12 protein-coding genes are annotated in these 12194 nt (G+C 43.0%); 8 read left to right on the top strand and 4 right to left on the bottom strand.

What is annotated here, in order from left to right; translation table 11 throughout:
* Positions 1-52 precede the first annotated feature (52 nt).
* Entirely contained in the window at positions 53-1585 is a 1533-nt protein-coding gene (locus QR722_RS08315; protein ID WP_286287042.1) for a fumarate hydratase, read from the bottom strand.
* A gap of 127 nt (positions 1586-1712) precedes the next feature.
* On the opposite strand from QR722_RS08315, the gene pabB reads away from it, so the two are divergent.
* The 3 genes from pabB to QR722_RS08300 all read left to right on the top strand — a co-directional run bounded on the left by pabB (position 1713) and on the right by QR722_RS08300 (position 5218).
* Positions 1713-3134 carry an aminodeoxychorismate synthase component I gene (gene pabB / locus QR722_RS08310; RefSeq protein WP_286287040.1) on the top strand — a complete coding sequence of 474 codons (1422 nt, stop codon included), beginning with the start codon at positions 1713-1715 and terminating at the stop codon, positions 3132-3134.
* Entirely contained in the window at positions 3121-3708 is a 588-nt protein-coding gene (locus QR722_RS08305; RefSeq protein ID WP_286287038.1) for a CoA pyrophosphatase, read from the top strand. The genes pabB and QR722_RS08305 overlap by 14 nt, the downstream gene beginning before the upstream one ends.
* 136 nt (positions 3709-3844) lie before the next feature.
* Positions 3845-5218, top strand: a complete 1374-nt coding sequence (locus QR722_RS08300; RefSeq protein WP_286287036.1) for an L-serine ammonia-lyase — start codon at positions 3845-3847, stop codon at positions 5216-5218.
* Positions 5219-5250: 32 nt separating this feature from the next.
* On the opposite strand, the gene cysB is transcribed toward QR722_RS08300, so the two are convergent.
* On the bottom strand, positions 5251-6225 hold the full coding sequence (gene cysB / locus QR722_RS08295; RefSeq protein WP_286287035.1) for an HTH-type transcriptional regulator CysB: 975 nt from the start codon (positions 6223-6225) through the stop codon (positions 5251-5253).
* A gap of 182 nt (positions 6226-6407) precedes the next feature.
* On the opposite strand from cysB, the gene QR722_RS08290 reads away from it, so the two are divergent.
* The 3 genes from QR722_RS08290 to QR722_RS08280 all read left to right on the top strand — a co-directional run bounded on the left by QR722_RS08290 (position 6408) and on the right by QR722_RS08280 (position 9053).
* Positions 6408-7103: a sensor histidine kinase gene (locus QR722_RS08290; RefSeq protein WP_286287033.1), complete on the top strand. Its 696-nt coding sequence runs from the start codon at positions 6408-6410 to the stop codon at positions 7101-7103.
* Positions 7104-7159: 56 nt separating this feature from the next.
* On the top strand, positions 7160-7927 hold the full coding sequence (locus QR722_RS08285) for a hypothetical protein (protein ID WP_286287031.1): 768 nt from the start codon (positions 7160-7162) through the stop codon (positions 7925-7927).
* A 310-nt stretch (positions 7928-8237) separates the two neighbouring features.
* The gene (locus QR722_RS08280) at positions 8238-9053 is read left to right on the top strand and encodes a hypothetical protein (RefSeq protein ID WP_286287029.1); all 816 of its coding nucleotides are present in this window, start codon (positions 8238-8240) and stop codon (positions 9051-9053) included.
* A 13-nt stretch (positions 9054-9066) separates the two neighbouring features.
* Here QR722_RS08280 and QR722_RS08275 read toward each other — a convergent pair whose 3' ends face one another.
* Together QR722_RS08275 and QR722_RS08270 are read right to left on the bottom strand one after the other, a co-directional pair.
* A complete protein-coding gene (locus QR722_RS08275; RefSeq protein ID WP_286287026.1) occupies positions 9067-9327 on the bottom strand; it encodes a PspC domain-containing protein in 261 nt (86 codons plus the stop codon).
* Between the two features lie 423 nt (positions 9328-9750).
* Positions 9751-10629 carry a LysR family transcriptional regulator gene (locus QR722_RS08270; protein ID WP_286287025.1) on the bottom strand — a complete coding sequence of 293 codons (879 nt, stop codon included), beginning with the start codon at positions 10627-10629 and terminating at the stop codon, positions 9751-9753.
* A gap of 114 nt (positions 10630-10743) precedes the next feature.
* Here QR722_RS08270 and QR722_RS08265 point away from each other — a divergent pair, with 114 nt between their 5' ends.
* Together QR722_RS08265 and QR722_RS08260 are read left to right on the top strand one after the other, a co-directional pair.
* Positions 10744-11457, top strand: coding sequence for a CoA transferase subunit A (locus QR722_RS08265; protein ID WP_286287023.1), 714 nt, complete (start codon positions 10744-10746; stop codon positions 11455-11457).
* The gene (locus tag QR722_RS08260) at positions 11457-12113 is read left to right on the top strand and encodes a CoA transferase subunit B (protein ID WP_286287021.1); all 657 of its coding nucleotides are present in this window, start codon (positions 11457-11459) and stop codon (positions 12111-12113) included. The genes QR722_RS08265 and QR722_RS08260 overlap by 1 nt, the downstream gene beginning before the upstream one ends.
* Positions 12114-12194: the final 81 nt, after the last annotated feature.

Raw genomic sequence — 12194 nt, 5'->3', positions numbered from 1 at the left:
GGGCGGAACACAAAGGAGGATGGCAGCACATCGCTGCTGCCATCATATAACACTATGAAGGTTGTAAGGCTTTGTTCAAGTCTTCAATTTTAGCTTTCCAAATTGCAGGGCCTGTTTCGTGGGCATTGGCACCCGTGCTGTCTACCGCAACCGTCACTGGCATATCTTCTACTTCAAATTCGTAGATAGCTTCCATACCTAAATCTTCAAATGCAACCACGCGAGATTTCTTGATCGCTTTAGACACCAAGTAGGCTGCTCCGCCTACCGCCATCAGATACACTGCTTTGTGCTTCGCGATGCTTTGAACCGTTGCTGGTCCACGCTCAGCTTTACCAATCATACCGATCAAGCCTGTCTGCTCTAACATCATGTCAGTGAATTTATCCATCCGTGTGGCGGTAGTTGGCCCTGCAGGTCCCACTACTTCATCGCCTACGGCATCAACCGGCCCGACGTAATAGATGAATCGATTAGTTAAATCAACGCCTTCTGGCAAGCCTTCACCATTGTCTAACATGGTTTGAATGCGCTTATGAGCAGCGTCTCGTCCGGTCAACATTTTCCCTGAGAGCAGTACTGTTTCACCAACTTTCCATTCTTGGATGTCTTGCTTAGTCACCTCATCTAAATTTACCCGGCGAGTGTTCTTGCCCACTTCCCACGTAATGTCAGGCCAATCTTCAAGTTTAGGTGGGGTAAATTCAGCAGCGCCACTGCCATCCAAATGAAAGTGCGCGTGTCGTGTTGCAGCACAATTTGGGATCATCGCCACAGGTTTTGACGCCGCATGAGTAGGTACCGATTTGATTTTGACATCTACTACGGTAGTTAAACCACCTAGCCCTTGCGCGCCTATGCCAAGATCATTTACTTTCTTGAAAATATCTAAGCGCAACTTTTCTTCAGTGGTTACCGCGCCGCGATCCATCAGTTCTTGTATATCAACTGGGTCCATCAAGCTCTCTTTAGCAAGCACAGCAGCTTTTTCTGCTGTACCACCAATGCCTATTCCTAACATGCCAGGTGGACACCACCCCGCTCCCATAGTCGGCAAGGTTTTGACTACCCATTCGGCGATGTCATCACTTGGATTTAGCATCACCATTTTTGATTTATTTTCAGAGCCACCGCCTTTTGCAGCAATCATCACTTCAATGCCTTCACCTGCAAAAGTGTCAATATGCACTACCGCTGGGGTATTATCTTTAGTGTTGACCCGAGCACCTGCAGGATCGGCAACGATAGATGCTCGCAATGGATTGTCTGGATTCAAATAGGCGCGACGGGTGCCTTCATCAACCATCTGCTGGACCGTCATATCGGTTTTGTCCCATTGCACTGCCATACCGATTTTAACGAAGCAAGTCACTATACCGGTATCTTGGCATAAGGGTCGTTTGCCTTCGGCTGACATTCGCGAGTTAATTAGGATCTGCGCCATCGCATCTTTGGCGGCTTCACTTTTTTCCTGATTATAAGCTTTTTCAACTGCCTTAACGTAATCCAGAGGGTGATAGTAAGAGATAAACTGCAGTGCATCTTCGATGCTATCAATGAAATCCTGTTGTCGAATGAGTGCCATAGGTGCCTCGTTATTAAATTGAAAGGACATTTTTTATGTCGTGCGTAAAATCACATTATGATAACCTTTTGTGATGTCTTGCTCCATCGCTAAACGCGCATATTTAAAAATAGCCGGTTGAAATCAAATGCTGCACTGCACACCCAAACACTATCGTATTCAAACACTTGCTGTACCTGAACAGACTGATATCACCCAACTATTTGCGCATTTCGCTGACACGCCTTGGTCAATGCTGTTAGATTCAGCCAATAGCCAACACAAAAATGCCCGCTTTGACATTTTCGTAGCTGAGCCTGTGGCAACCATAACCGCAAAGGGTAACCGCTGTGTCATCAGCACCTTGTCCCAACCCCAGCAGCGGGTTGTTGAGCAAGACCCTATAGATGCCTTGCAGGATTTATTGCTGGCAACAATTGGACAAGAAGCCCAGCAGCATGACTGCCAAGCGCCAAATTTACCTTTTCATGCTGGTGCCTTAGGCTATTTTGGCTATGACCTAGGCCGTTGTTTTGAAACGCTACCGAATCATGCCGTAGATGATTACTGCTCACCAGATATGGCAGTCGGAATTTATACTTGGAGTGTTATCAAAGACAATAGAACAGGAAAATTCTATTTAACCAGTGTGGATGACTTCACCGCCCCCAGCGCAGATTTTATTCAGGCTTTGGTCTATCAACCGCCTGTAACTGATCAGCCCTTTCACTTAACCAGTGATTGGCAATCTAATATGAGTCAACAGCAGTACTATGAAAATATCGACCGGGTATTGGCGTACTTGCGCGCCGGAGACTGCTATCAAGTAAATTTAGCCCAACGCTTCAAAGCCAGTTACCGAGGCTCACTCTGGCAAGCATACCTCATCTTGCGTCAGGCTAACCAAGCTCCTTTTTCAGCTTTTATACAATTACCAAGCAATGCCATTGTGAGTATCTCACCAGAGCGATTTTTATCAGTCATCGATAAGCAGGTCGATTCGCAACCCATTAAGGGTACTCGACCTCGAGATAAAGATGCGGTGCGGGATCAACAGCAAATCCAAGATCTACTCAATTCAGAAAAAGACCGTGCTGAAAATTTAATGATAGTGGATTTACTACGAAATGATTTGAGTAAGGCCTGTGAAGATGGCTCAATCAAGGTGCCTGAACTATTTAAAATCGAAAGCTTCAGAGCGGTTCATCATATGGTGAGTACGGTAACGGGGATATTGCGTGCTGACCAACATGCCCTTGATTTACTAAGAGGCGCTTTTCCGGGTGGATCAATAACCGGTGCGCCGAAAATAAGGGCAATGGAAATTATTGATCAACTTGAGCCTCAGCGGCGTAATATTTATTGTGGCAGCATCGGGTATATCGATATAAACGGCAATATGGATACCAGTATTTGTATACGAACTTTACTCGCTGAGAAAGGTCAACTATATTGCTGGGCTGGAGGTGGTATAGTGCTTGACTCTAAAGCGAGCAGTGAATATCAGGAAAGCTTTGATAAAGTCTCTAAGATTTTACCCATATTAGCCGAAGCCAATGAACAAAAATGACTTTCTATCACGTTTTCAACATGCACGCCTAGTCACACCTGAGGCCGACTTTCCGCTGTTGAAGCCAGGAAAACCTGCTGCGGTTTTAATCCCGATAATAGAGCGAGAGCGTGAGCTAACTGTACTATTTACCCAACGGGCCAAGCATCTCAAGCATCATCCGGGTCAGGTCAGTTTCCCAGGGGGCAAGCAAGAAGATTACGATGCAAATTTGATGCAGACCGCACTGCGTGAAACTGAAGAAGAAATCGGGATAGGCGCGGATAAAATTAGCGTAATCGGTACTTTGCCCATGTTTAGAACCGTTAGCCGTTTCGCTGTCACCCCTTTTGTCAGCTTCGTGACTCCAGAATTCCACCTCAAATTGGATAAAAATGAAGTCGATAATGTCTTTGAAGTACCCCTTAGTCATTTAATGGATCAAAGTCAGCATTTGATCCATTGGGTAAATCGTTCGGGACGTGAGCATCCTATTTATTTTATTCGCTGGCAGGACAAAACAATTTGGGGGGCGACGGCTGCATTTGTGCGGTTGTTATCCAATCATATTGATTTGATGGCGTTAACTGACTAATCAATTGGTCTTTATCAAGTTTTCTTTACGCTTTACAGCAAAATCATTTTAAATTATCTGCGCTAATTTCCTTGCTCCGCTACTCAACTATGGCCATAGTTAGCGCCATTGAAGATAAGTATTTTTTGAGATAGTAATGATCAGTGTATTTGACATGTTCAGTATCGGTATTGGCCCCTCGAGTTCTCATACAGTAGGACCCATGCGCGCGGCGAAAGCCTTTTGTCAGCAGCTAGAAGAACAGCAACAAATTGAAACCGTGGATAGGGTTGTTGTGGAGTTGTTCGGATCCTTAGGCCAGACAGGTAAAGGTCACGGAACCGGTAAAGCCGTAATTTTAGGGTTAATGGGCTATGACCCTGAGTCAGTAGACGTTAGTCTGGTCGATGGTTTGTTAAGTGAAATAGCCAGTAACAAAATCCTACGTTTAAACCAGCAATTCCCGGTGAAATTCCCCAATGAAGGCGCAATTATTTTTCACCGTCGCAAAACCCTACCCTTGCACGCTAATGGTATGACGATTTTTGCCTACCAAAAAGATCAGGAAATTGCTCGTCAAACCTACTATTCCATCGGCGGGGGTTTTATCGTCAAGGAACAAGATTTCCAGTCTGTAAAAAATATGTCACTGGCTGCGGAGCAACGTCCTCTGCCCTACAGTTTTGCAACTGCGGCTGAGTTGATTCAAAAATGCAAAGACAACGGCCTGAGTATTAGCGCCTTAATGTTGGAAAATGAGGCCACAGTGCAACCGAAAAAAGATGTCATCGATAAATTGTGGCACATCTGGCAAGTCATGCTTGAGTCCGTTGACAATGGTATTCACAGTGAAGGAATACTGCCAGGTGGATTAAAAGTTACTCGCCGCGCACCGGCTTTATATCGTCGCTTAGAAACGGAGCAAACCTCAGATCCTATGCAAGCCATGGATTGGGTAAACTTATTCGCTCTGGCCGTTAACGAAGAAAATGCCGCCGGCGGTCGCGTGGTTACCGCCCCTACCAATGGTGCAGCGGGCATACTTCCTGCGGTGCTGTGTTATTTTGATAAGTTTGTCAGAAAAGTGGAAAAACACACCGCCGCTAGATATCTGCTGACTGCCGCTGCCATAGGTATTTTATATAAAAAGAATGCATCTATATCTGGCGCTGAAGTGGGTTGCCAAGGTGAAGTTGGCGTGGCCTGTTCTATGGCTGCGGGTGCATTAACTGAGATTATTGGAGGATCAGTGGATGCAGTAGAAAATGCAGCAGAAATTGGCATGGAACATAACTTGGGCTTAACTTGCGATCCAGTAGGAGGGCTGGTACAAGTCCCCTGTATCGAACGTAATGCAATGGGCGCGATTAAAGCCATCAACGCATCTCGGCTGGCATTAAGAGGCACGGGCCAGCATAAGGTATCGTTAGACAAGGTAATAAAGACGATGTGGGACACAGGTAACGACATGAAGTCTAAATACAAAGAAACCGCCCGTGGCGGCCTAGCGGTCAACATCATTGAATGTTAACTTCAATGCATATGCTCTAAATACTTGCCGGTTTATTTAACCGGCAAGGTGAGTCCTTTGAACATCTTCTCGACTTCATCATTATTTTTTTGCATCATCGCCCGTTCTACCACATCCTTGGTTAAGTGCGGAGCGAAACGCTCAATAAAATCGTACATATAACTGCGTAAGAAAGAACCTTTGCGGAAGCCTATTTTGGTTGTGCTGTAATCAAATAAATGACTGGCATCAATTTTAACTAAATCACCATCGAGTTTGTCATCAACGGCCATAGACGCGATCACCCCAATACCCACCCCTAATCTTACATAGGTCTTGATCACATCCGCATCAGTTGCAGTGAAGACAATTTTCGGCTCGAGTCCTGCGCGGTCAAACGCTTGATCCAACTCAGAACGACCGGTGAAACCAAACACGTAGGTAACCAAAGAGTACTCAGCAATATCTTCAATGGTGATTGAGGTTTTCTTAGCTAAAGGATGATCACGATTAACAATAATACTGCGATTCCAGTGATAGCAAGGAAGCATCACTAAGTCGTTGTAGAGGTGCAGTGCTTCTGTTGCAATCGCAAAGTCGGCTTCACCTTTGGCAGCCAAATCACTGATCTGTGAGGGTGTGCCTTGGTGCATATGCAAAGATACTTTAGGATATTTATTCATAAAGCCTTTGATTACATCTGGTAAAGCATAACGAGCTTGGGTGTGCGTGGTTGCGATGTTGAGCTTGCCTTGATCTGGCAGCGTATGCTCTCTAGCAACAGCTTTGATACTTTCTACCTTGGCAAGTATTTCGCGAGATATGTTAATTACATCTTGGCCTGCGTCAGTTACGTGGGTCAAGTGCTTGCCGCTTCGTCCAAAAATTTGCACTCCAAGCTCATCTTCCAGCATTCTTACTTGTTTACTGATGCCCGGCTGAGAGGTGTACAAATTTTCCGCTGTTGCTGAAACGTTTAAATTATTGTTTAAGACTTCGACGATATATCGCAGCTGTTGTAATTTCATTTTTTGACTACATACTTCTCTAAAATTTTCCTATATTCAAAATATATATACCTAAGCGAAGATTAATTCCATAAAATTTTAAATAAAATTCCGATTTTCTGCTATTTAGACGACTTTTTTTGGTAAAACCGTCATTCTTGATAGATACTGGCAAAACAAATATCCGATCAGTGGTTTGGTGAATGGCTTCTCAATCAGGACAATTAATTGATTTTTCTACCGTGCTCGCATCTGCGGTACACGATATGAAAAGCTCGTTAAATTTGTTGCAACAATCAATTGACAGTCTTAATGCGACCGTATCTGATGAAGATACTAAAACAAAAACATTTTTATCCACCGCTCATTATGAATCTGCACGACTCAATACTGGATTAGTGCAACTTTTATCTTTATATAGGGCGGAAATGGAAAACCTGCCGATACATGAAGATGAGTGCCATATTGAAGATCTAATCGATAATATGTTGCTGACCCATCAGGGCTACTTCGGACACAAGAATTTAACCTTCAGTGTGGAGCAAGCACCAGGATTGGTTCGCTATTTAGATGAGCAAATGGTCACCTTGCTACTCAACGATATTTTGGTCAATGCCATGCGCTATGGTCAAAGTAGATTGCTACTAAGTGCATATGAGCAAGACGGGTGGCTAATAATATCGATAGAGGATGATGGCCCTGGTTATCCCAAGGACATGTTGCAAGCGAGTAGTTTGGACATGCGCGACATCGTTATTAGGGAAGGTAGAACAGGCTTAGGATTGTTTTTCGCTCGGGCTATTGCAGCCGCTCACCATAGAGGTGAACGCAAGGGTGAAATCAATCTTTCTAATGGTGGAAAATTAGGAGGGAGTGTTTTTACACTCAAATTACCTTAATATAGCAGCCTAGTGATTTTTCGCATTTTATTGTTTTTACAGGATTTTAGAGTTAGATGATTTTTCCAATAATAATAATATTGATTGTTTCTTTAGTGGTAGTTGCCATTGTGGTGAATGCCTTGCAACAACATAGAGAAAAAATTGAAGCGGAAAAGCGCACTGAGATTGCCAAACAAAAATCGGTTATAGATGAAACTGAAAATGTGTTGTCTGCCATTGATACTATCCCTGTGTCTGCAAAACTGATTTCAATCTTACAAATCCGAGTACTCAATGCGTTGAAGGTGATTTATCAACTCAACCCGTCTATGCCGGATATCAAGCAGCGTTTAAAACAATGCCAAGACCGAGTTAAAGCTATTGATATGGGCGCCCCGACTCCAACCCAAGAAAACTTCACTTTACCCGATAGTGATAAATTGGTGATTAGATATATCCAAGTAGTCAAAAAATTCAGAGTGTTACTTCGCTCAGAACACGCCAAAGGCAAAGTTGACTCGCAGACTTTCACACAGGAAGACCGCGTAATGGCAGCATTACAGTTGCGGGTTAATGTAGAAACCCTGGTGAAACGGGGTAATGCGGCGCTGCAAAGCAACATGTTAGGTTCCGCTCGACAATATTTTGAAAAGGCTATTGCGGCATTAGAGAGCCAAAATCAACCGGATCAATACAATCAGGAACGTCGTGTGCAACTTGCCGATCAACTTAAATCTATTCAGGAAAACCTGCGAAATGCCAATGCCAAAGATCGCGCCAAAAAGCAGGAAGAAGAACGGGACGAATTGGACGAATTGTTTGCCCCGAAGAAAAAGTGGTAGTAGTTACTTAAGCAATAGATGCACTTACAAAGTTAAAACCTAAAACACCTAGACCGTTCCAGCTAAGTGAACGTCTTGCCTCGTGAATTCTATTCAATCCATAGTCCTACTTTAGCAATTAGTTTGCCGTTTCTGATGTAACTGTCGAGCCTTTAGCGCATGCCACCAATTAATTGTTTTACGTCGACTTATGGTGATATAGTCTAAGTTAATCAATGAGTAAGACCCAACCACAGACACTACGTAGATATTAATCTGCTTTGTTTTTTAATAAATGGATACCGCTAAAGTTAAGGAAGAAGGAAAAAGCATGAAAAGTAATGTTTTGAATATTGGCATTGTATTAATTGGAATTGTGTTTTTAGGCGGTTGCGCTTTCAAGCCCTATGCCATTATTGACGGGACACAAAGTAAAGAATCAGACTTAGATAATTATGATGTCTCTATTGTTTCTATAGATGGAAAAATAGAGTTTGGTAAACAGATTAAAAATGTCAAACCGGGCTTTCACTACATCAATATACTGACCACTAAACAGATAAGAAGCAAAAGCTCTAAACCACAGATGTTTCCGGTTGATGCTAAAGAATGCATGAGATATGTGGTGACCGCTCAACACACCAACGGCATGAGTGACGAATGGGAAGTGAAATTGCTCAGGGAAGTACCGATACTGTCTTGTACTCCAAGCGAAAAGACACAAGAAGAATTACAAATTCCCACTTATTTAGCATTCACTCAGGAGCCAGTTTGTATCGATAAAAATACCCTCACTGGTGATTATAGTCCTGTTGTTTTATACCCTTCCCTAAAGCAGTGCGTTGTCGACGGCCAAGATGAGCAGGCTATCAACTTGATCCAAAAACATTCTATTTGGACACTCTCAGCGCTGGAGCAAAATCAATTCCAACAAAAATTAAATGCATTCATTGATACGCCAGAATTGATGCAATCGGCCTGTGCTTTCGTGCAATCAATTGGCAAGCCCAATTACGTTCCAACTTATATGATTGAACATGGTGTTAAAAAACTAACTGAGCAAAACCCAGATGGTTTAGTGAGTAATTTCTCTGAGGATCCAACTTGGACTTCAATTTTAAATAGTGAGCTCAAGTGTAAACTGTAAAATAGCGTTCTGATTAGCAACCCCGACTCTGGCGATTCTTCATTGTACGTATTAATTGACGCCTTGAAGCCACAGAGCTCGGGTATTTCGGAAGGATCAGCCACAACACCAGATATAAAATTATTGGCAGGATAAATAACATAGACATGATGAAAAAGGCTGCCCGCACACCATTTTTCCTCAGCCCATAATAGTCAGCTAATCCGGAACACACTCCGGCGAAGAGTTGTGAATCCCCTCGGGTCAAAATTGCGGATTGTTTTTCGACTTGCATTACTTATCCTTATCGATGCATGTGGTTATCTAAGGATTCGTTGAGCATCTTGAACTGGGCTCTGCACTTTTCATTTTCTTTTGCAAAACCCTTTGCACGCGATGACTTAGCAGCCTCCCCAATCTTATGAGAGGTTACATAATAAACGCAAGATGACACTAAGAACGAACAAGCCATCATACACATTGACGTCATTGTGTTCTCCGTGACATAGGGTTTGAAACAACACTAGCTAATTAATGCTTTGTTATTACCTAAGTTACAATGCTGACTAAGGGACTTAACTCTACACATTGTAGTTACTTTAATATGCATTTAGCAAAAAAATTACCCTTACCTTACAAAGAAGGCTTTATAAATCCTAACCGTATTTAGCTGCAACTATCTGTATCTTTGCCTTTATTTGGACAGTGTTGTTTAACACTACCTTTCAATCAAGCTATCCCACAACGCTTGAGCTGGTACCGATAATGATTTCCTAGATGCCCTGATGATACCAATGTTCTTTTTTAGATTGCCATCACTGATAGGTAAACAGACTAAGTCATTGCTGGAAAATTGTGCTTCACAGATCCCGGGGACTACAGATATACCGAGTTCATGTTTAACAAATTCCCCTAATGTCGCTAACTGATTAGCTTCCGCCACTATATTGAGCTTGATTTGGTTGAGCTCAGTAAACTGCTCTATCCACTTGCGAATTGACGAGCCGCGATTCATTGCCACGATTGGGAATTGGCTAATTTGCTGCCATACAACCTGCTTATGCGCACTTAGCGGATGTGATGATGACATAACTGCTACAAACTCATTACTCATCAATGAATGGAAGTCTAAGCCTTCTAGCTGTTCAGCTTCAAAGGTAAACCCTAATTCAGCCCGTCCCTCCCTCACTAGGCGAATTACCTCTTCCATCACCACATCCCGCACTGAAATATTAATATCACTCCAGCGTTGATGGAAGGTTTTCAGCATCGCTGGTAATACGCTACTAGCAAATGATGGCATAGCGGCAATAGTTAATTTGCCGCGCTGCATGGCAAAAAGATCCTGCATGTCCGCAATAGCGGATTCCCAATCATGGGACAGTCGCAGTGCTACCGGTAAAAATTCACGACCTTCATGAGTCAATTGTACTTTGCGGGTGGTACGTGAGAATAAGTTGCCACCTAAAAATTGCTCTAACTTTTTAATCGCACTTGACAGAGCCGGTTGAGAAAGATGAATTTTCTCTGCTGCTTCCGCGAAAGTCGTGGATTGTGCGAGGGTTATGAAGGCCTGCAACTGTTTGTATGACAACATATTAAAAACATCCAACTGATTAATTGATTAAATTTATTAATAGGTATATTAATTCAATTTTACTTTATTTACATATCCATCAATACTAAAGTCGAATTTGACCAAGGAGCAAATATGAGCGGCTTTAATAAGATCGTAACCAGTTACGCAGATGCGATGGCTGGACTTGAAGATGGAATGACCATTATCGCGGGCGGATTTGGCCTATGCGGAATTCCCGAAGGATTGATTGCCCAGATTAAAAAAATGGGTACCAAAAATTTAACTGTAGTATCAAACAACTGCGGTGTGGATGGATTTGGTTTAGGTTTGTTGTTAGAAGATCGACAAATCAAAAAGATGATCTCTTCTTATGTAGGGGAAAATGCACTGTTTGAGCAACAACTGCTAAATGGTGAACTTGAGGTTGAATTGACCCCTCAAGGTACACTAGCAGAAAAAATGCGCGCTGGCGGAGCGGGTATTCCAGCGTTCTATACTGCCACCGGTTACGGCACTCCGGTAGGTGAAGGTAAAGAGGTTAAAGAATTTAACGGTCGTCCTTATATTATGGAAGAATCGATTACCGGTGATTTTGCCATTGTCAAAGCATGGAAAGCGGATGTTTTTGGAAATTGTATTTATCGCCATACCGCCCAGAACTTTAATCCTATGGCAGCAACAGCAGGCAAGATGACTATCGTCGAAGTGGAGGAAATCGTACCACCAGGCGCCATTCCGCCAAGCCAGATCCAAACCCCGGGTATTTATGTTGATCGGGTTATCCAAGGCACTTTCGAAAAGCGCATCGAACGTAAAGTCGTTGCAAAAACTCAAGGAGAAGTATAATGGCATTATCTCGTGAACAAATTGCAATGCGGGTTGCTCAAGAGTTTCAAGATGGAGATTATGTCAATTTAGGCATTGGTATCCCTACCCTAGCCGCTAATTACGTTCCAGAAGATATCTCGGTGATGCTGCAGTCGGAAAATGGTCTATTAGGTATGGGTCCATACCCTACCGAAGAACAAGTAGATGCAGACATGATCAATGCAGGGAAAGAAACCGTTACTGCAGCGATTGGTGCTTCAATATTTAATTCTGCCGAAAGTTTTGCCATGATCCGTGGTGGCCATGTTGATTTTACCGTGTTGGGTGCTTTTGAAGTAGATGTTATGGGCAACATTGCCTCTTGGATGATCCCAGGGAAATTGATTAAAGGTATGGGTGGTGCAATGGATTTAGTCGCTGGAGCCAAAAATATCATTGTCACCATGACTCACGCTGATAAGCATGGTAATTCAAAACTGTTGGCCAATTGCACCTTGCCTCTTACCGGGGTTAATTGCATCAATAAAATCATCACCGATTTAGCTGTAGTAGAAGTTAAAGACGGTGCATTTCATTTAGTTGAATTAGCTCCTGGTGTGTCGATTGAAGAAGTCAAAGCTAAAACCGCTGGTAAGCTAGTGGTGCCAGAAACCGTAGCTGAAATGGTATTTTAACCTAGGCATTAGACCTATGGTTAATGTTACAATAGCGCGCAATATAATATTATAGACATAATTTTATTTAGCGCGGAGTGG

It is taken from the genome of Aliiglaciecola sp. LCG003 (genome assembly GCF_030316135.1).
GTDB lineage: Bacteria > Pseudomonadota > Gammaproteobacteria > Enterobacterales > Alteromonadaceae > Aliiglaciecola.
The sequence above is the reverse complement of the archived record's forward strand: the minus strand, read 5'-3'. Positions and strand labels throughout refer to the sequence as shown.

What these genes read in the sequence shown, in the direction of transcription:
- QR722_RS08315 (WP_286287042.1), bottom strand. Translation starts at nt 1,585, where the DNA reads ATGGCACTCATTCGACAACAGGATTTCATTGATAGCATCGAAGATGCA.
- pabB (WP_286287040.1), top strand. Translation starts at nt 1,713, where the DNA reads ATGCTGCACTGCACACCCAAACACTATCGTATTCAAACACTTGCTGTA.
- QR722_RS08305 (WP_286287038.1), top strand. Translation starts at nt 3,121, where the DNA reads ATGAACAAAAATGACTTTCTATCACGTTTTCAACATGCACGCCTAGTC.
- QR722_RS08300 (WP_286287036.1), top strand. Translation starts at nt 3,845, where the DNA reads ATGATCAGTGTATTTGACATGTTCAGTATCGGTATTGGCCCCTCGAGT.
- cysB (WP_286287035.1), bottom strand. Translation starts at nt 6,225, where the DNA reads ATGAAATTACAACAGCTGCGATATATCGTCGAAGTCTTAAACAATAAT.
- QR722_RS08290 (WP_286287033.1), top strand. Translation starts at nt 6,408, where the DNA reads ATGGCTTCTCAATCAGGACAATTAATTGATTTTTCTACCGTGCTCGCA.
- QR722_RS08285 (WP_286287031.1), top strand. Translation starts at nt 7,160, where the DNA reads ATGATTTTTCCAATAATAATAATATTGATTGTTTCTTTAGTGGTAGTT.
- QR722_RS08280 (WP_286287029.1), top strand. Translation starts at nt 8,238, where the DNA reads ATGAAAAGTAATGTTTTGAATATTGGCATTGTATTAATTGGAATTGTG.
- QR722_RS08275 (WP_286287026.1), bottom strand. Translation starts at nt 9,327, where the DNA reads ATGCAAGTCGAAAAACAATCCGCAATTTTGACCCGAGGGGATTCACAA.
- QR722_RS08270 (WP_286287025.1), bottom strand. Translation starts at nt 10,629, where the DNA reads ATGTTGTCATACAAACAGTTGCAGGCCTTCATAACCCTCGCACAATCC.
- QR722_RS08265 (WP_286287023.1), top strand. Translation starts at nt 10,744, where the DNA reads ATGAGCGGCTTTAATAAGATCGTAACCAGTTACGCAGATGCGATGGCT.
- QR722_RS08260 (WP_286287021.1), top strand. Translation starts at nt 11,457, where the DNA reads ATGGCATTATCTCGTGAACAAATTGCAATGCGGGTTGCTCAAGAGTTT.